The organism is Pseudomonas sp. GW460-12-10-14-TSB1 (assembly GCF_017349775.1).
GTDB lineage: Bacteria > Pseudomonadota > Gammaproteobacteria > Pseudomonadales > Pseudomonadaceae > Aquipseudomonas > Aquipseudomonas piscium.
In genome coordinates this window covers 68,593-87,935 of sequence record NZ_JACNAC010000022.1, presented here as the reverse complement: position 1 = coordinate 87,935, position 19,343 = coordinate 68,593, and the positions used below count along the sequence as shown (strand labels likewise).

Sequence of the window (19,343 nt, the reverse complement as noted above, 5' to 3'; positions counted from 1 at the left end):
ACAGGTTGCGCCAAACCCTGGCAATTGCTGCCCGGTTGATCTGTCAGGCCGGCGATTGTGTCATCGTCCGTTCAGGCCAGCAGGGCTTTCAAACCCTCCAGCGGCAACGGTCGGCTGTGCAGGTAACCCTGATACAGATGGCAGCCCAGGCCTTGCAGGAACTCGAGCTGCTCCGCGGTTTCCACGCCTTCGGCGATCACATTCAAGTCCAGGCTGCGGGCCATGGCGACGATGGCGCGCACTATCTCCGCGTCGTTGGGGTCGTGGGTCGCGTCGCGGACGAAGGACTGGTCGATCTTCAGCGCATCCACCGGCAAGCGCTTGAGGTAGGTCAGCGACGAATAACCGGTGCCGAAGTCGTCCATGGCGAAACTCACGCCGAGTTTTTTCAGGCGCCGCATCTTGCTGATGGTGTCTTCCAGGTTCTGGATCACGATGCCTTCGGTGATTTCCAGCTTCAGCAGCGAAGACGGCAACTGGTAATGGCTCAGGCTGCGCTCTATGCGCTCGACGAAGTCGTTCTGGCGGAACTGCCGCGGGCTAATGTTCACGCACAGGCTGAAATCGAGCGGGTCCACCAGGCCTTCGGTGATCAGTTGGCTGAAGGCCTGGCAGGCTTCGTCGAGAATCCAGGTGCCGACCTCGAGGATCAGGCCGCTGTCTTCCAGGACCTTGATGAATTCGGTGGGCGATTGCGCCCCCAGTTCGGGGTGGTGCCAGCGCACCAGGGCTTCGGCGCCGACGATGCGGTTGTCGCGGGCATCGACCTGGGGCTGGAAGTGCAGGCTGAACTCGCCCCGGGACAGGGCCAGGCGCAGGTCGGTTTCCATGCGCAGGCGCTCGCTGGCGGCTTTCTGCATGGTGTTGTGGAACATCTGGGTGGTGTTGCGCCCGGAGTCCTTGGCCCGGTACAGCGCGATATCGGCGCGCTTGAGCAAGTCGGTGGGGGTCGAGCCGTGATCGGGAATCAGGGCCACGCCTATGCTCGGGGTCACCTGCAGGCGCTGGCCGTCGAGGAACATCGGCTCGGACAGCAGTTCACGCAGGGTGTCGGCCAGTTCCCGTACCTGATCGCTGACTTCGCTGCGGCTGCCTTCCAGGCCGCTGAGCAGGACCACGAACTCGTCGCCGCCCAGGCGCGCCACGGTATCTTCCATGCGCACGCTGGCCTCGAGCCGCGCGGTGACGATCTTCAGCACGGTGTCGCCCACCGGGTGGCCGAGGGAATCGTTGATGTGCTTGAAATGGTCCAGGTCGAGGAACAGCAGGGCGCCGCGCAGGTTGTGGCGCTTGAGCAGGGCAATCTGCTGGCTCAGGCGATCCATCAGCAGGGCGCGGTTGGGCAGGTTGGTCAGCGGGTCGTGGTAGGCCAGGTGGCGAATCTGCGCCTGGGCGTTTTTCAGCAGGCTGACGTCCCGCGCGGTGAGCAGCAGGCAGGCGGTTTCATTGAGGGTGATGGGTTCGACCGACACCTCGACCGTCAGGATATCTCCGCGCTTGTTGCGGCCAAGCATTTCCAGGTGATTGACCCGGCCTTTGATCTGCAGTTCGGCGAGCAGGATCGAGCGCTGTTTTTCCTCGGCCCAGATACCGACCTGATACACGGTGCGGCCGATCACTTCTTCGGCGCGGTAACCGGTCAACCGGCAGAAACCGTCGTTGACCTCCAGGTAACGCCCGGTGTCGCGTTCGGTGATGGTGATGGCGTCGGGGCTGGAGTGGAATGCCTTGGCGAACTTCTCTTCGCTGGCCTTGAGCGCGGCCTCGGAGCGTTGTTGCTGGGTGATGTCGCGCAGCGTGGTGACAATGCAGGGCTGTTTGTCGACGGTGATCTGCCGGCTGGAAATGATGCAGGTCAGGGGTTGCCCGTCCTTGTGCCGGACCATCACCGCGACGTTGTTCAGCGCCTGTTCGCGGATCACCTGCTCGACCCGTTGCAGGCGCTGCGCGGAATCGTCCCAGAGGCCGATCTGGTCGGCGCTGCGGTTGAGCACTTCGTCGAGGGTCCAACCGAAGGTCTGGGTGAAGCTGGAGTTGATCTCGATGAACTGTCCGGTTTCCTGGAGCGTGACGCAGATCGGGTCCGGGCTGACCTGGAACAGGCTGGCGAATTTCTCCTCGGACGTCACCAGGCGCTGCTCGCGCTCGACCTGTTCGGTGATATCCAGCAAGGTCCCGGCCATGCGCAGCGGATGGCCCTGCTCGTCGCGGTAGAGGCGGGCGCGACTTTCCAGAAAACGTGACGAACCGTCGGCCAGCTGTACGCGGTAGGTCAGCTGATAATTGCCCGCCGGGCCTTCTCGCAGGCTGCGGTAGGCATTGCGCATGCTGTCGCGTTCTTCGTCGGGCACGCCCTCGAAAAACGCATCGAAGGATTCATGGAAGGGCATCGGCTCCAGGCCGTGCAACTGCGCGGCGCGGGCCGAGCCGTAGAGCATGCCGCTGGGGATGTGCCAGTCCCAGGTGCCGAGCTGGGCCGAGTCCAGCGCCAGGTCGAGGCGCTCCTGGCTGTCCTTGAGGGCCTGTTCGGCGAGCTTGCGTTCACTGGTGTCGAGAAAGGTGCTGAGCAGGTAGGCCTGGCCTTCCAGCTCGACTTTCTGGGCGCTGAGAATGCCGTCGTGAATCTGCCCGTTGCTGGCGCGCAGTTGCACCTCGAGGGTGGCGGCCTGGCCGCGCTTCTGCACCGCCTTGACCATTTGCGCGCGTTGTTCCGGGTCGACCCACAGGCCCAGTTCGAGGGTGGTGCGGCCGATGACGTGCTGCAGCGGCCAGCCGAAGAGGATTTCGAAGTACTGGTTGGCTTCGCTGATCAGACCATCTTCCAGGCGGGTCAGCAGCACCATGTTCGGGCACAGGTGAAACAGCGTGGCAAAGCGTTTTTCCGAGCTGCTGAGGGCCTGTTCCCGCTGGCGTTGATGGGTGATTTCGCGAATCACCCCGATCATCCGGGGCTTGCCGTGCTTGTCCGGCAGCACGCTGCCATTGATTTCCAGCCAGTGCAGGCTGCCGTCGGGCCAGCGGATGCGGTGATGCATCGCCTGCTCCAGCGGTGCGCCGGCCAGCACCGAATGGAAGGCGCGAATAGTTTTGGCGCGATCTTCCTCGGGCAGCAGGTCGAGGTATTCCAGGTCTTTGGGCAGCGGCTGGCGCGGATCGAAGCCAAACAGCGCCTGGGTGCCTCGCGACCAGCTGATTTGCCCGCTTTCGATGTCCCAGTACCAGGCGCCCAGCCGTGCGCCATTGAGTGCGGCGAGCAACTGCGGGGCGCTCTCCCAGCTTTGCTCCGACTGTTTAGGGTCGAGCGCATGAATGCGCGGCATGGGCGGTAGACGGTCAGCGGGTTTTGGCATGAGCAGCGGGCCCTGGGCTGAAAAGAGCGTTGGGCGCGGGTTCAGGCAATCAAAGGGGGGCATAAGTCATGCCGGGACGCTTACGCCTTGGTCCCTGGCCAATCGACTTGTGCATCCAGTAAGGCCATGAAAGCCCGCGCAGCATTCGACAGCGTCCGTTCGGTATGCAGGATATAGCCTAGCTGGCGAGTGAGCTGTATGCCCGGTAAAGGAATGCGCGCCACCTGATCGTCGAGCATGGTGCGGGGCAAGACGCTCCAGGCCAGGCCGATGGACACCATCATCTTGATGGTTTCCAGGTAGTTAGTGCTCATGGCGATGTTCGGGGTCAGGCCCTGGGCCTCGAACAGGCGCTGGACAATATGGTGAGTAAAGGTGTTGCCGCCGGGAAATACCGCCGGATGCAGGGCGATATCGGCCAGGCTGACCGTGCCGTTGCTCACCAGCGGGTGCTCGGGGGCGGCGACGAAGTCCAGCGGGTCGTTCCACACCGGTGTGGCCTTGACCAGCGTATGGGGCTCGGGGGCCAGGGTGATCACCGCCAGCTCGGCGCGACCGTGGAGGATCTCTTCGTAGGCCACTTCCGAGTCGAGAAACTGGATGTCCAGGGCCACGTCCGGGTAACGCCGGGTAAAGGCGCGCAGCAGGGGCGGCAAGCGGTGCAGGCCGATATGGTGGCTGGTCGCCAGGGTCAGGCGGCCGCTGACTTCGCCGGTCAGGTTGGTCAGCGCCCGGCGGGTGTCGTCCAGCACGTTGAGGATCTGATAGGCCCGCGGCAGCAGGGCGCGTCCGGCCTCGGTCAGGCCCACTTCGCGGCCCAGGCGATCGAACAGCCGCACATTGAGTTGTTGCTCAAGGCCGGCAATGCGCTTGCTGATAGCCGGCTGGGTCAGGTGCAGGCGCTCGCCGGCTCCGGAGAAGCTGCCGGTTTCGGCAATCGCAATAAAGGCATTGAGGTTGGCCAGGTCCATGGTCGTATTCCAGTCGGTTATCCAAAGTATAAAAAATATGAATTTGAGTTATTTAATGTAACGCCATAGCATCAGCCTCACAAGCCAAGGGGTTATTGACCGGTGTCAGAGACCCGCGGCATAGAAAATGATGAGGAACCGTCTGATGGCCGGCAAAACGCTCTACGACAAGCTCTGGGATTCGCATTTGGTCAAGCAGCGCGACGATGGCTCGGCGCTGATCTACATCGATCGTCACATCATCCACGAAGTGACCTCGCCGCAAGCCTTCGAAGGCCTGCGTCTGGCCGGGCGCAAGCCTTGGCGTATCGATGCCAATATCGCGACCCCGGACCACAACGTACCGACCACGCCGGAGCGCAAGGGCGGCATCAGCGCCATCGCCGACCAGGTCTCGCGTTTGCAGGTGCAGACCCTCGACGACAACTGTGACGAATACGGCATCGTCGAATTCAAGATGAACGACGTGCGCCAGGGCATCGTTCACGTCATCGGCCCGGAGCAGGGCGCAACCTTGCCGGGCATGACCGTGGTCTGCGGCGACTCCCACACCTCGACCCACGGTGCCTTTGGCGCCCTGGCTCACGGCATCGGCACCTCCGAGGTCGAGCACGTGCTCGCCACCCAGTGCCTGGTCGCCAAGAAAATGAAAAACATGCTGGTGCGGGTCGAGGGCAAGTTGCCATTTGGCGTGACCGCCAAGGACATCGTCCTGGCCGTGATCGGCAAGATCGGCACCGCCGGCGGTAACGGCCATGCCATCGAGTTTGCCGGCAGTGCGATTCGCGACCTGTCCGTCGAAGGCCGCATGACCATCTGCAACATGTCCATCGAAGCCGGCGCCCGCGTGGGCCTGGTGGCGGCGGACGAAAAGACCGTGGAATACGTCAAGGGTCGTCCGTTCGCCCCTAAAGGCGCGGAATGGGACCTCGCCGTCGAAGCCTGGAAAGACCTGGTCTCCGACGCCGACGCCAAGTTCGACACTGTGGTCGAGCTGGATGCCGCGCAGATCAAGCCGCAAGTCAGCTGGGGCACTTCGCCCGAGATGGTGCTGGCTGTCGATCAGAACGTACCGGACCCGGCCAAGGAAATGGACCTGGTCAAGCGCGACTCCATCGTCCGTGCCTTGAAATACATGGGGTTGACCGCCAACCAGGCGATCACCGACATCCAGCTGGACCGGGTATTCATCGGCTCCTGCACCAACTCGCGGATCGAAGACCTGCGTGCCGCGGCCGTCATCGCCAAGGGCCGCAAGGTGGCCTCGACCATCAAGCAGGCCATCGTGGTGCCGGGTTCGGGCCTGGTGAAGGCCCAGGCGGAGTCGGAAGGCCTGGACAAGATCTTCCTCGAAGCGGGCTTCGAATGGCGCGAGCCGGGCTGCTCGATGTGCCTGGCGATGAACCCGGACCGTTTGGAGTCCGGCGAGCATTGCGCTTCGACCTCGAACCGCAACTTCGAGGGTCGTCAGGGCGCCGGTGGGCGTACTCACCTGGTCAGCCCGGCCATGGCCGCGGCCGCCGCTGTCAGCGGTCGTTTCGTCGACGTCCGTGAATTGATCTAAGGAGCGCAGCATGAAAGCTTTCACCCAGCACACCGGTCTTGTCGCGCCTTTGGATCGTGCCAACGTCGACACCGATCAGATCATTCCCAAGCAGTTCCTCAAGTCGATCAAGCGCACCGGCTTCGGCCCGAACCTGTTCGACGAGTGGCGCTACCTGGATGTCGGCCAGCCGTACCAGGACAACTCCAAGCGTCCGCTGAACAAGGATTTCGTGCTCAACGCCGAACGCTACCAGGGCGCCAGCGTGTTGCTGGCCCGGGAGAACTTCGGTTGTGGCTCCAGTCGTGAGCACGCCCCCTGGGCGTTGGAAGAATATGGTTTTCGCAGCATCATTGCGCCGAGCTACGCCGACATCTTCTTCAACAACAGCTTCAAGAATGGCCTGCTGCCGATCATCCTCAGCGATGCTGAAGTCGATGAGCTGTTCCAGCAGGTCGAGGCCAATCCGGGCTACCAGCTGCAGATCGATCTGCAGGCCCAGACCGTGACCCGTCCCGATGGCAAGGTGTTGAAATTCGAGATCGATGCGTTCCGCAAGCATTGCCTGCTCAACGGCCTGGACGATATCGGCCTGACCTTGCAGGACGGCGACGCGATTGCTGCCTTCGAGGCCAAGCATCGTGCCAGCCAGCCGTGGTTGTTTCGCGACGCCTGATCGGCGTTAAAGTGACGCATTGATCGCGAGCAAGCTCGCTCCGGCAGGAGAGGACACAAAACCTGTAGGAGCGAGCTTTTTGCTCGCCGAAACCGCCCCAAAAAGCCATGGCGGTTTGATATTCGGGCCAGCGCTTCGTTCTCTATGAGTGAGCGGACGCTGCAGGCCAGGCAACAGCATTTTTCCGGGCGTGCCCATCAGCACACCGACAGAGCAAATGAGGAAAGCATGAGCAAGCAGATTCTGATTCTCCCAGGTGACGGTATTGGCCCGGAAATCATGGCCGAGGCGGTCAAGGTGCTGGAGTTGGCCAACGACAAGTACAGCCTGGGCTTCGAGCTGAGCCATGACGTGATCGGTGGCGCGGCCATCGACAAGCACGGCGTGCCGCTGGCCGACGAGACCCTGGATCGTGCGCGGGCAGCCGACGCGGTGCTGCTGGGCGCCGTGGGCGGCCCGAAATGGGACAAGATCGAGCGTGATATCCGCCCAGAGCGCGGCCTGCTGAAGATCCGCGCGCAACTGGGCCTGTTCGGCAACCTGCGTCCGGCGATCCTCTACCCGCAGTTGGCCGATGCTTCCAGCCTCAAGCCGGAAATCGTGTCTGGCCTGGACATCCTCATCGTCCGCGAGCTGACCGGCGGTATCTACTTCGGCGCGCCACGTGGCACCCGCGAGCTGGAAAATGGCGAGCGTCAGTCCTACGACACCCTGCCGTACAGCGAGAGTGAAATCCGCCGCATCGCCCGTGTCGGCTTCGACATGGCCCGGGTGCGCGGCAAGAAGCTCTGCTCGGTGGACAAGGCCAACGTCCTGGCGTCCAGCCAGCTGTGGCGCGAAGTGGTCGAGCAGGTGGCCAAGGATTACCCGGATGTCGAGCTGAGCCACATGTACGTCGACAACGCCGCCATGCAACTGGTGCGTGCGCCGAAGCAATTCGATGTGATCGTCACCGACAACATGTTCGGCGACATCCTTTCCGACGAAGCGTCGATGCTCACCGGCTCTATCGGCATGCTGCCGTCGGCGTCGCTGGATGCCAACAACAAGGGCATGTACGAGCCATGCCACGGTTCGGCGCCGGATATCGCCGGGCAGGGCATCGCCAACCCGCTGGCAACCATTCTGTCGGTGTCGATGATGTTGCGTTACAGCTTCAACCTGAACGACGCGGCAGATGCCATCGAGCAGGCCGTGAGCCTGGTACTGGACCAGGGATTGCGCACCGGCGACATCTGGTCGGCCGGTTGCACCAAGGTGGGTACGCAGGAAATGGGCGATGCAGTAGTCGCCGCGCTGCGGAATCTGTAATCTTTCGGGCCCACCGCTCAGACGGTGGCCCACTTTTGTATAGGTGTAGTTGCGATGAAACGTGTAGGTCTGATCGGTTGGCGCGGTATGGTCGGTTCCGTGCTCATGCAGCGGATGCTGGAAGAGCAGGACTTCGATCTTATCGAGCCGGTGTTTTTCACCACTTCCAATGTCGGTGGCCAAGGCCCGTCCGTGGGCAAGGACATTGCTCCGCTCAAGGACGCTTACAGCATTGAAGAGCTGAAGACCCTCGACGTGATTCTGACCTGCCAGGGTGGCGACTACACCAGCGAAGTCTTCCCCAAGCTGCGCGAAGCCGGCTGGCAGGGCTACTGGATCGATGCCGCTTCCAGCCTGCGCATGCAGGATGACGCGGTGATCATCCTCGACCCGGTGAACCGCAAGGTCATCGACCAGCAGCTGGACTCCGGCACCAAGAACTACATCGGCGGCAACTGCACCGTCAGCCTGATGCTGATGGGCCTGGGCGGTCTGTTCGAAGCCGGTCTGGTGGAGTGGATGAGCGCCATGACCTACCAGGCGGCCTCCGGTGCCGGCGCGCAGAACATGCGTGAACTGATCAAGCAGATGGGCGCGACCCACGCCGCCGTGGCGGATGACCTGGCCAACCCGGCCAGCGCCATCCTCGACATCGACCGCAAGGTCGCCGAAACCATGCGCAGCGATGCCTACCCGACCGAGAACTTCGGCGTACCGCTGGCCGGCAGCCTGATCCCGTGGATCGACAAGGAACTGCCGAACGGCCAGAGCCGCGAAGAGTGGAAGGCCCAGGCCGAGACCAACAAGATCCTCGGTCGCTTCAAGAGCCCGATCCCGGTCGACGGCATCTGCGTGCGCATCGGCGCCATGCGCTGTCACAGCCAGGCGCTGACCATCAAGCTGAACAAGGACGTGCCGATCGCCGATATCGAAGGGTTGATCAGCCAGCACAACCCTTGGGTCAAACTGGTACCGAACCAGCGCGATATCAGCATGCAGGAGCTGAGCCCGACCAAGGTCACCGGCACCCTGAACATCCCGGTGGGCCGTCTGCGCAAGTTGAACATGGGCTCGCAGTTCCTCGGCGCGTTCACTGTCGGCGACCAGTTGCTGTGGGGCGCCGCCGAACCGCTGCGCCGCATGCTGCGGATCCTGCTCGAGCGTTGATCCTCTGATGTGCTGAAAGAGCCCGCGCCTTGCAAGAGGCGCGGGCTTTTTCATATCGGCGCAGGTTTGGGGCTGCCGGATGAGGCCTGCGGTCTTCCATTGAATTGCCTCACCCCCAAGCGCCGGGTAAAGTGCCGCTCCCCCCGTTTCGCCAGAGGTAGCACCATGAACCAGTCCTTTGATATCGCCGTGATCGGTGCCACCGGTACTGTCGGCGAAACCCTCGTCCAGATTCTCGAAGAGCGCGATTTCCCGATCGCCAACCTGCACTTGTTGGCCAGCAGCGAGTCGGCGGGGCACTCGGTGCCGTTTCGAGGAAAGAATGTGCGGGTGCGCGAGGTCGACGAGTTCGACTTCAGCAAGGTGCAGCTGGCGTTTTTCGCTGCCGGCCCGGCGGTGACCCTGAGCTTCGCCCCACGGGCGACGGCGGCCAATTGCGCGGTGATCGACCTGTCGGGCGCATTGCCTTCGGCCCAGGCGCCGAATCTGGTGCCGGAAGCCAACGAGCGCGCGCTGGCTAGCCTGAAGAAGCCCGTTCAACTGAGCAGCCCCAGCGCCGCAGCCACCTCGCTGGCGGTGGTCCTGGCGCCGTTGCAGGCGCTGTTCGAGATCCAGCGGGTCAGCCTGACCGCCAGCCTGGCGGTGTCCACCCAGGGCCGTGAAGCGGTAACCGAGCTGGCGCGGCAGACGGCCGAACTGCTCAATGCCCGCCCGTTGGAACCGCGATTCTTCGACCGGCAGATGGCGTTCAACCTGTTGGCGCAGGTCGGCACGCCCGACGAGCATGGTCACACCTTGTTGGAAAAACGTCTGGTCCGGGAGTTGCGCGAGGTACTGGCGCAGCCTTTATTAAAGATTTCTGTCACTTGCGTTCAAGCCCCGGTGTTTTTTGGCGATAGCTATAGCGTGACTCTGCAGTCAGCCACGGCAATCGACCTGGAAGCGGTCAATGCCGCGCTTGAAGCGGCTCCTGGCATCGAGCTGGTGGAGGCGGGGGACTACCCGACCGCGGTGGGTGATGCAGTGGGGCAGGATGTGGTCTACGTTGGTCGGGTGCGTGCGGGGATCGACGACCCGGCGGAACTTAATCTCTGGCTGACGTCAGATAACGTACGCAAAGGGGCTGCGCTCAACGCGGTGCAGCTGGCTGAGTTGTTGATAAAAGACCTTCTGTAAAAGATACTTGGCAACAATTTGCAGAATGATTCTAGCTGGGCGCTATGCTTGGCTGGTTGCTGGAGGTGAGCTGCTGTCGCGCTCTTCCAAGGCATGCAGACATAATCGCGCGAAACGGCCCTTCAGGCCGCACGCAATGCCTTACGGCAGCGCTACAACACCTTCTCGCTGGCCGAGGAATGTTCAAACAAAGGATGAGGCTATGGTTCAAGTTCGCAAACTGGTGTTAGCAATAGCGGCCGCGTCGGCGCTGTCCTCCGGTATGGCGCAGGCGCTTGGGCTCGGGGAGCTGACCCTGAAGTCGACTCTGAACCAGCCACTGGTTGCAGAAATCGAGTTGCTGGACGTCAAGGATCTCACCGCCGCCGAGGTGGTGCCGAGCCTGGCCTCACCTGAAGATTTCGCCAAGGCGGGCGTCGATCGCCAGGCCTTTCTCAATGACCTGAGCTTTACCCCGGTGCTCAATGCCAATGGCAAGAGCGTGCTGCGGGTCACTTCGAGCCAGCCGCTCTCCGAGCCGATGGTCAAGTTCCTGGTGCAGGTGATGTGGCCCAATGGCCGTCTGCTGCGCGACTACAGCGTCCTGCTCGATCCTTCCAAGTTTTCCCCGCAAACCGCTGAAGCGGCCGCGCAATCCGCGGCGCAGGCTCCAGCGGTTGCCGCGCCGGTCACCGGCGCCGGCAAGCCTGCCCAATACACCACCTCGGCCCGCGATACCCTCTGGGAAATCGCAGCCAAGGCCCGCAATGGCGGTTCGGTCCAGCAAACCATGCTGGCCATCCAGGCGCTGAATCCGGATGCCTTTATCGATGGCAACATCAACCGGCTGAAAACCGGGCAGGTATTGCGCCTGCCCGATGCCGTGCAGAGCACCAGCCTGCCGCAGCCGCAAGCGATCGCCGAGGTTGCCGCGCAGAATACGGCCTGGCGTCAGGGGCGTCGCTTGGCACCACGCGGTGCTCAGCAGCAATTGGACGGTACCCGGCGTGCCGGTGCGGACAAGGCACCTGCGCAAGGCGCGGTCAAGGATAGTCTGAGCCTGGTGTCTGCCGAGTCGGGCAAGGCGCGGGGCAAGGGTGCGGCTGGCGACAGCCAGGCGCTGAGCAACAAGCTGGCGGTGACTCAGGAAAGCCTCGACGCGGCCCGGCGCGATAACGCCGAGCTGAAAAGCCGCATGACGGACCTGCAGAGCCAACTGGACAAGCTGCAACGCCTGATCGAATTGAAGAACGACCAGTTGGCCAAATTGCAGGCGGAAGGGGCGGGTGCCGCAGAGCCAGCACAACCGACCGCGGCCATGCCGGCGCAACTGGCTGAGCAGCCTGTGACCCCGGCGGCACCAGTGACCGATCCTGCGGCAGCTCCGGGCGAGACCCCGGCTGAAGCGGCACCGGCCCAGGCACAAACGCCGGCGTCCGATGAAGATAAATTCAACGACCTGCTGACCAACCCGATCCTCCTGGGGCTGGCGGGTGGCGGGGCCGTGCTGGTGCTGTTGCTGCTGCTGTTGCTGGCTCGTCGCCGCAAGGCTCAGCAGGAGGCGGAAAAGCACCTGCGCATGGCTCGCGCCCTGTCCGAAGAGGCTGAGCTGTCCAAGGACCTGGATCTGCCGGAAAGCAGCTTCGAAGGCCTTGAAGTTCCACCGCCGAGCGTCAAGCTCGCTCCAGCTCCAGCTCCAGCTCCAGCTCCAGCTCCAGCTCCAGCTCCAGTCGTGGCGCCTGTGGTGGCCACGGCACCGGTGGCTGCCGCAGTCGAGCATCCGGCCGATGTGCTGGATCAGGCCCAGTCCCATATTGATGGCGGTCGCCTGAATCAGGCGGCGGCGATCCTGGAGGAAGCTGTCAAGCTGGAACCGCAGCGTAGCGAGTTGCGCTTGAAACTGATGGAAGTCTACGGTCATCAGGGCGATCGCAGCGCCTTTGTGGCCCAGGAGCGTCAGCTGGTGGCCAATGGCAAGAACCACGCTGAAGTCGAACAGCTGAAAAGCCGTTTCCCGGCGATGGCCGCGGTGGCGGCTGCAGGTCTCGGTGCGGCTGCTGTAGCGGCGGCGCTGGATGCTCAATACGTCAAGGAGCTGTTGCTCGACGAGCCGCAAGAGCCTGCGCCGGCACCGGCTGTCGACGACCTGGATACCGATTTCGATCTGAGCCTGGACGATCTGGAAGCGGCTTCTCCGGCATCGCTGACTGCTCCGGCTGTTCCTGCTCAAGTTGAGCCCGAGCTGGACGAATTCCCGCTGGATGACGACCTGAGTTTCGAGTCGGTGCTGCAGCAGCAAACCGAAGCCAAGGAAAGCCTGGACGACCTGTCGGATTTCGACCTGGATCTGGGAGAGGATCTGCCTGCCGCGGCGCAAGCCGATGAGGATTTCCTTCTCAGCCTGGATGACGACCTGAAGGATCTGCCGGCTGTCGAGGTACCTACGGTGACCGAAGCTGCGCTCGACGATCTTGAACTGCCTGCGGACTTCGACTTGTCCCTGGCTGACGAGATGGATGCACAGCCCGCTGCCAAGGATGCTTTCGCGTCCGAGCTGGACGATGTCAACGCCGAGCTGGATCGCTTGTCGCAAAGTCTCGAGCAACCAGCGCTGGCCGAGCCGACCTTTACCGCGGAAGACGCTGCGGGCAGTGCCGACGAAGGGGATTTCGATTTCCTTTCCGGCTCCGACGAAGTGGCGACCAAGCTCGATCTGGCCCAGGCCTACATCGACATGGGCGATAACGATGGCGCACGGGATATTCTCGGCGAAGTCATCAGCGAAGGTAACGACGGTCAGAAAAGCGAAGCCAAGGAAATGCTCGCGCGTCTGGTCTGAGTCAGCGCTAGCAGCAAAAAAACGGCAGCCATCGAGGCTGCCGTTTTTGTTTCCGGGCCAATGACGGCGCTTGTGCTGTCAGGCCAGCAGGTCTTCGTAGAAGGCGCCGAACGGCCGGGTGGGGTGGGCGATCTGGATTTCCAGGATCCACAGGCCGACGTTGGGGCACGCCTCGAAGTTGCCCAGGTCGCCCGCTCGATAGATGGCGTGGGGGAAGTCGCTGACCCGATGCCCCTTGATCTCCAGGTTCAGCACCCAGCCCATGGCGCTCGCCTGTTCTTCGGCATAGCGATACAGGGCGGGGCCGGCCACTTTGTGCTCGCTCCAGTGATCGCGGACCCGTTCGAACAGGGTTTGGGCTGCCGCGGCGCAGGCTTGCATCTCGGGATCGTTGCCTGTGACGAAGGCGGCGCCACAATCGCCTTCGTGGCGGTCCCAGACCACCCCCAGGTCGATAAAGAAGATGTCGTTGTCGCCCAGGACCGGATCGCCTTCGGAGCGTTGCTTGAAGGTCTTCAGAGTATTTTCGCCAAAACGCACCAGCGCCGGATGCCAGATCCTGTCCATACCCAGTTCTGCAAGCACCTCCAGCCCCAGTGTGCGAGCCTGGGATTCGAGCATGCCTGGCTGGATGCGTGCGGCTATCTGCGTGATGGCTTCCCAGGTCTTGCGCTTGGCGTGGAGCATGCCTTGCAGGCTGTAGGCGAGGCCTACGGCCTCCTTGTTGATGGCGGTCATTGGTCAGATCCCGGTCGAGTGGATTTATGCTTATCGCTATATATTTATCTATATAACGTTTGCCCTGTTTCTCGCGCCATCCTGTTTGCGCTCGCCGGCACATGATCGGCAAACCTCAACTAAAAGCGGGCCGTGCATGGCGTCTGCTTGCGCGCGCCTTATAATGGCCGCCTTTGCGCATATCAGCAGGCTGTAAGTTCTTGGCAAATATAGATAACGCGGCCGCCGAAATGGCGGCCGCAGGCTTTTTCAGAATCGCGTTGGGTGTCGAATACAAGGGCTCGCGTTATCGCGGCTGGCAGCGTCAGGCTTCCGGTGTCCCAAGTGTCCAGGAAACCCTCGAGAAGGCGCTGTCCCGAGTGGCGGACTCGCCGGTGCTACTGTCTTGCGCCGGGCGTACCGACGCCGGCGTGCACGCCTGCGGGCAGGTGGTGCACTTCGATACCCAGGCCGAGCGTTCGATGAAGGCGTGGGTGATGGGGGCCAATATCAACCTGCCCCACGACATCAGCGTGAGCTGGGCCAAGGTCATGCCGGCGCATTTTCATGCGCGGTTCAAGGCGATTGCCCGCCGCTATCGCTACGTGATCTACAACGACCAGATCCGTCCGGCGCACCTGAACGAGGAGATCACCTGGAATCATCGCCCGCTGGATGTCGAGCGGATGGCCGAGGCGGCCCAGCATCTGGTGGGCACCCATGATTTCAGTGCGTTCCGCGCCGGGCAGTGCCAGGCCAAGTCGCCGATCAAGGAAATCCATCATCTGCGGGTCACCCGGCACGGCAAGATGATTGTCCTGGATATCCGCGCCAGTGCGTTCCTGCATCACATGGTGCGCAATATCGCCGGGGTGTTGATGACCATCGGCGCGGGCGAGCGTCCGGTCGAATGGGCCAGGGAAGTGCTGGAGAGCAGGATTCGCCGTACGGGCGGGGTGACGGCGCATCCTTTCGGGCTGTATCTGGTGCAGGTCGAGTATCACGATGAGTTCGAGTTGCCCGAGCGATACATCGGGCCACATTTCCTCACCGGCTTCTCGGAACTTGACGGCTGACGCCCGGAAAAGCATTTGCTACCATCCGGGACTTTCCCCGGATTTGCCCTGAGGTTTAAACGACATGTCAGCCGTTCGCAGCAAAATTTGTGGGATTACCCGCATTGAGGATGCGTTGGCGGCGGTCGAGGCCGGGGCCGATGCCATCGGGCTGGTGTTCTACGCCAAGAGCCCGCGGGCGGTGAGCGTCCAGCAGGCGCGGGCGATCATTGCCGCGCTGCCGCCGTTCGTGACCCCCGTGGGTCTGTTCGTCAATGCCAGCCGCTGTGAGCTGGGCGAGATCCTCGACGCGGTGCCGCTGGACCTGTTGCAGTTTCACGGCGATGAAACACCGGCGGACTGCGAGGGCTATCACCGGCCCTACATCAAGGCGCTGCGGGTCAAGGCCGGCGACGATATTGCCGGCAGTTGCGCGGCTTATGCGCGGGCCAGCGGCATCCTGCTCGATACCTATGTCGAGGGCGTGCCGGGTGGAACCGGCGAAGCCTTCGATTGGTCACTGGTACCGCAAGGCTTGAGCAAGCCGATCATCCTTGCCGGTGGCTTGACTGCCGAGAATGTCGGCCAGGCGATAGCGCAGGTTCGCCCGTACGCGGTGGATGTCAGCGGTGGGGTGGAGCAGAGCAAGGGCATCAAGGATCACGCAAAGATTCGCGCATTTATGCAGGCCGTTCGCGGCAGCTGTTAGTCGATGTGACGGCTGGCAGTCTGCCGCCGTCCATAACACCACTGTACAAAACAGGCCGGCACCGTCGCTGGGCGGGCCGAAATCGAAGTGGCAACCGCTCTATCCGGGGGTTGCCGGGATGGCTGAGGAGCCGTTCGGTACAGGCAGGTCAAGCTCGCGCTGACCGCGGTAGCGAACAGATCATCGCCGCACACATGAATTTAGCTCAAGGGCATACGCGGGGCCGCGAACCAGAGCGTTCGGGCCGCCGGTACTGGAGAAAGAAAGCATGAGCAACTGGTTAGTAGACAAACTGATCCCTTCGATCATGCGTTCCGAGGTGAAGAAAAGCTCGGTGCCTGAAGGTCTGTGGCACAAGTGCCCATCCTGCGAGGCGGTGCTGTATCGTCCGGAGCTGGAAAAGACCCTGGACGTTTGCCCCAAGTGCAACCATCACATGCGCATCGGTGCTCGCGCCCGCATCGACATCTTCCTCGACGCTGAAGGCCGTGCCGAACTGGGCGCCGACCTGGAGCCGGTAGACCGTCTGAAATTCCGCGACGGCAAGAAGTACAAGGATCGCCTGACCGCGGCCCAGAAGCAGACCGGTGAAAAGGACGCGCTGATTTCCATGAGCGGTACCCTGCTGGGTATGCCGGTGGTGGTGTCGGCGTTCGAGTTCTCCTTCATGGGCGGCTCCATGGGCGCCATCGTTGGCGAGCGTTTTGTGCGTGCCGCCAACTACGCGCTGGAAAAACGTTGCCCTATGATCTGCTTCTCCGCTTCCGGCGGTGCGCGGATGCAGGAGGCGCTGATCTCCCTGATGCAAATGGCCAAGACTTCCGCGGTGCTGGCGCGCCTGCGTGAAGAAGGGCTGCCATTCATTTCCGTGTTGACCGACCCGGTCTACGGTGGCGTTTCCGCCAGTCTGGCCATGCTGGGTGACGTGATTGTCGCCGAGCCCAAGGCCCTGGTCGGTTTCGCCGGTCCTCGCGTGATCGAGCAGACCGTGCGTGAAAAACTGCCGGAAGGTTTCCAGCGCAGCGAGTTCCTGCTGGAGCATGGTGCCATCGACATGATCATCCCGCGCCAGGAGCTGCGTCCGCGCCTGGGCAACCTGCTGGCTCAGCTGATGGGCTTGCCGACGCCTGAGTTTGTCGCCGCGCCTGTCGAGGCGATTGTGGTGCCACCGGTGCCTGCAAACATATGACCGAACGTACCCTTGGCGACTGGCTTGCCTACCTTGAGCAGTTGCATCCGTCAGCCATCGACATGGGGCTGGAGCGCTCGCAAGAAGTAGCATCCCGCATGGGATTGGGCAGGCTGGCGCCTCGGGTCATCACGGTGACCGGTACCAACGGCAAGGGTTCTACCTGTGCGTTCGTGGCGTCTTTGCTGCGAGCCCAGGGGCTGAAGGTCGGTGTCTACAATTCTCCCCATCTGTTGCGCTACAACGAGCGCGTGCAGATCGATGGTGTCGAAGCCAGCGATGCCGAGCTGTGCGAGGCCTTTGTCGCGGTCGAGGCCGGGCGCGGTGAAATTTCCCTGACCTATTTCGAGATGGGCACTTTGGCGGCCTTCTGGCTGTTCCAGCGTGCCGGTCTCGATGCTGTGGTGCTGGAAGTAGGCCTGGGCGGGCGCCTGGACGCGGTCAATTTGGTGGATTCCGATCTGGCGCTGGTCACCAGCATCGGCGTCGACCATGCCGATTATCTGGGCGACACCCGTGAATCCGTGGCCTTCGAGAAGGCCGGCATTTTCCGCCAGGGTGCGCCTGCGCTCTGCGGTGACCTGAATCCTCCTCAACCCCTGCTGGATAAGGCGCGTGAGTTGAACTGCCCGTTCTTCCTGCGGGGTCGTGATTTCGACCTGGGAATTACTGAGGTGAACTGGCAGTGGCGCGGTCTCGATGCGCGGGGCAATGCCGTCGAGCTGCGCGACTTACCGCTGCTCGATCTGCCCATGGAGAACGCCGCGCTGGCCTTGCAGGCCTATTTGCTGCTGGGGCTGCCTTGGCAGGCCGAGCGCATCGCCGAAGCTTTGCGGCAGACGCGAGTGGTCGGGCGCCTGGATCGCCGTCAGTTCGAATGGCAAGGCAAGCGCCTGAACCTGCTGCTGGATGTCGGGCACAACCCCCATGCCGCGGAGTATCTGGCCGAGCGCCTGATGCGCCGACCGGTGGCGGGTAAGCGCCTGGCGGTATTCGGCCTGTTGGCGGACAAGGATCTGGAGGGTGTGGTTGCTCGTCTGGATGCCTGTGTCGAGCATTGGGCGGTGGCGCCGCTGGATTCTGCTCGAGCGCGTCCCGTTGCGGACTTGCAGGCGGCACTGGAGAACCTTGGGGCTTCGGTAACGTCTTATGAGAGTGTGGCTGCTGCGCTGGAAGGGCAGTGCGCGCAGGCTACGGCCGAAGACGAGATTCTGCTGTTCGGATCTTTTTATTGTGTTGCCGAGGCGCTCGAGTGGCTCGCCCGGCGCTCCACGGAGGAAGCTGCACATGGCTATGCTGGATAACGTCTACAAGCAGCGAATGGTTGGGGCCCTGGTTCTGGTGGCGTTGGCGGTGATTTTCCTGCCGATGCTGTTTTCCCGCGAAGATGAGCAGCGGCATGTCAATGTCGAAGCGCCAGCAGTGCCTCAGACACCTGCGGTAACCCAGGTGCAGATCGAGCCAGTAGTGGTGCCCGAGCCGCAGGCCCTGCCACAGGAGCCGGTACCCACCGATGAAGAGGTGGCCAAGCAGGTCGCGCCTTCGATGCCGATTGCTCCAGGTGCCCCGGTTGCTTCGGCTCCAGCTCCAGTCCCGGCTCCGGCGGCGCCACCAGTCGCCGCGAGCAAACCAGTGGCTCCGCCGCCGGCACCAGCGCCCAAGCCGGCTCCTGCCCAGCCGATTGCCGCAGCGCCAACCAAGCCCGATGCGACCCCAAGTCGTGTCGATGCGAATGGCCTGTCGGTCAGTTGGTCGGTGCAACTGGCCAGCCTGTCCAGTCGGGAAAGTGCTGAAAACTTGCAGAAAACCCTGCGCAGCCAGGGTTACAACGCCTATATCCGTTCCGCCGATGGCAAGAACCGGGTGTTCGTCGGCCCGTTGATCGAGCGGGCCGAGGCAGATCGCCTGCGCGACTTGCTGAGCCGTCAGCAGAACCTCAAGGGCTTTGTCGTGCGCTTCCAGCCTGAGCGCGGTTAAGGCTATCGCCTTGATTTGCAAAGCACAGTGAATCGCAGCTTACCGACGGCCATGCGCTCTGTTAAAATGCGCCGCCTTATCCGTCTGTAGGCTGCACTGTGCCATTTACCTGGGTTGACTGGGCGATCGTTGCAATCATCGCCATCTCCGCTTTGATCAGTTTGAGTCGCGGCTTCGTCAAAGAAGCGCTGTCGCTGCTTACCTGGATCGTCGCAGGAGTCGTTGCCTGGATGTTTGGCGGTTCTCTGTCCGAATACCTCAGCGGATACATCGAGACTCCCTCGGCTCGCGTGATCGCGGGCTGTGCCATCATGTTTGTCGCCACTTTAATCGTGGGCGCAATGATCAATTATCTTATCGGCGAATTGGTTCGCGTCACCGGGCTATCCGGGACCGATCGATTTCTGGGCATGGCCTTCGGCGCGGCGCGTGGCGCGTTGCTGGTGGTCGTGGCAGTCGGGCTGTTGAGCCTGGGACCGGTACAACAGGATTCCTGGTGGCAGCAGTCGCGACTGGTGCCACAATTTCTATTGGTTGCAGACTGGTCAAAAAACCTCATATTGGGGTGGAGCAGTCAGTGGCTGGCCAGCGGTATCAGCGTACCCGCTGAAATACCGTTCAAGGAACAACTCTTACCGGCCAAAACGCCTCAGTAAGATGTGTTCAGTTCAGTTTCATTAAGTA

At 62.5% G+C, this 19,343-nt stretch carries 15 protein-coding genes; 12 read left to right on the top strand and 3 right to left on the bottom strand.

The features are described 5' to 3' along the window. Positions 1-71: 71 nt before the first annotated feature. Both J4D52_RS15220 and J4D52_RS15215 read right to left on the bottom strand, forming a co-directional pair. Positions 72-3,350 (bottom strand): EAL domain-containing protein, encoded by a 3,279-nt coding sequence (locus tag J4D52_RS15220; RefSeq protein ID WP_063429325.1) that lies wholly within the window; start codon positions 3,348-3,350, stop codon positions 72-74. An 80-nt stretch (positions 3,351-3,430) separates the two neighbouring features. Continuing rightward, positions 3,431-4,321 carry a LysR family transcriptional regulator gene (locus J4D52_RS15215; RefSeq protein WP_025804177.1) on the bottom strand — a complete coding sequence of 297 codons (891 nt, stop codon included), beginning with the start codon at positions 4,319-4,321 and terminating at the stop codon, positions 3,431-3,433. A gap of 145 nt (positions 4,322-4,466) precedes the next feature. Between J4D52_RS15215 and leuC the strand changes: the two genes are divergently transcribed. The 6 genes from leuC (at position 4,467) to J4D52_RS15185 (ending at position 13,012) form a co-directional block, all read left to right on the top strand. Then, the gene (gene leuC, locus J4D52_RS15210) at positions 4,467-5,885 is read left to right on the top strand and encodes a 3-isopropylmalate dehydratase large subunit (protein WP_025804176.1); all 1,419 of its coding nucleotides are present in this window, start codon (positions 4,467-4,469) and stop codon (positions 5,883-5,885) included. 10 nt (positions 5,886-5,895) lie between these two features. Then, complete coding sequence (leuD, locus tag J4D52_RS15205) at positions 5,896-6,540, top strand: 3-isopropylmalate dehydratase small subunit (RefSeq protein WP_007921993.1); 645 nt, start codon at positions 5,896-5,898, stop codon at positions 6,538-6,540. 228 nt (positions 6,541-6,768) lie between these two features. Beyond that, positions 6,769-7,851: a 3-isopropylmalate dehydrogenase gene (gene leuB, locus J4D52_RS15200; protein WP_025804174.1), complete on the top strand. Its 1,083-nt coding sequence runs from the start codon at positions 6,769-6,771 to the stop codon at positions 7,849-7,851. Positions 7,852-7,905: 54 nt separating this feature from the next. After that, positions 7,906-9,018 (top strand): aspartate-semialdehyde dehydrogenase, encoded by a 1,113-nt coding sequence (asd, locus tag J4D52_RS15195; protein ID WP_063429329.1) that lies wholly within the window; start codon positions 7,906-7,908, stop codon positions 9,016-9,018. Positions 9,019-9,183: 165 nt separating this feature from the next. Then, complete coding sequence (locus J4D52_RS15190) at positions 9,184-10,194, top strand: aspartate-semialdehyde dehydrogenase (RefSeq protein ID WP_063429331.1); 1,011 nt, start codon at positions 9,184-9,186, stop codon at positions 10,192-10,194. A gap of 202 nt (positions 10,195-10,396) precedes the next feature. After that, positions 10,397-13,012 carry a FimV/HubP family polar landmark protein gene (locus J4D52_RS15185; protein WP_102677047.1) on the top strand — a complete coding sequence of 872 codons (2,616 nt, stop codon included), beginning with the start codon at positions 10,397-10,399 and terminating at the stop codon, positions 13,010-13,012. A gap of 78 nt (positions 13,013-13,090) precedes the next feature. Here the strand turns inward: J4D52_RS15185 and J4D52_RS15180 are convergent, their stop codons facing one another. After that, a complete protein-coding gene (locus J4D52_RS15180) occupies positions 13,091-13,750 on the bottom strand; it encodes a M24 family metallopeptidase (protein ID WP_102677048.1) in 660 nt (219 codons plus the stop codon). Positions 13,751-13,980: 230 nt separating this feature from the next. Here J4D52_RS15180 and truA point away from each other — a divergent pair, with 230 nt between their 5' ends. The 6 genes from truA to J4D52_RS15150 all read left to right on the top strand — a co-directional run bounded on the left by truA (position 13,981) and on the right by J4D52_RS15150 (position 19,315). Next, positions 13,981-14,805 (top strand): tRNA pseudouridine(38-40) synthase TruA, encoded by an 825-nt coding sequence (gene truA / locus J4D52_RS15175; protein WP_016704910.1) that lies wholly within the window; start codon positions 13,981-13,983, stop codon positions 14,803-14,805. Positions 14,806-14,869: 64 nt separating this feature from the next. Beyond that, positions 14,870-15,493 carry a phosphoribosylanthranilate isomerase gene (locus J4D52_RS15170; protein ID WP_063429335.1) on the top strand — a complete coding sequence of 208 codons (624 nt, stop codon included), beginning with the start codon at positions 14,870-14,872 and terminating at the stop codon, positions 15,491-15,493. Positions 15,494-15,761: 268 nt separating this feature from the next. Continuing rightward, positions 15,762-16,682, top strand: a complete 921-nt coding sequence (accD, locus tag J4D52_RS15165; protein WP_025804169.1) for an acetyl-CoA carboxylase, carboxyltransferase subunit beta — start codon at positions 15,762-15,764, stop codon at positions 16,680-16,682. Beyond that, the gene (gene folC / locus J4D52_RS15160; RefSeq protein WP_063429338.1) at positions 16,679-17,986 is read left to right on the top strand and encodes a bifunctional tetrahydrofolate synthase/dihydrofolate synthase; all 1,308 of its coding nucleotides are present in this window, start codon (positions 16,679-16,681) and stop codon (positions 17,984-17,986) included. The genes accD and folC overlap by 4 nt, the downstream gene beginning before the upstream one ends. Beyond that, entirely contained in the window at positions 17,970-18,659 is a 690-nt protein-coding gene (locus J4D52_RS15155; protein WP_063429340.1) for an SPOR domain-containing protein, read from the top strand. The genes folC and J4D52_RS15155 overlap by 17 nt, the downstream gene beginning before the upstream one ends. Before the next feature lie 98 nt (positions 18,660-18,757). Then, positions 18,758-19,315 (top strand): CvpA family protein, encoded by a 558-nt coding sequence (locus J4D52_RS15150; protein WP_007921975.1) that lies wholly within the window; start codon positions 18,758-18,760, stop codon positions 19,313-19,315. Positions 19,316-19,343: the final 28 nt, after the last annotated feature.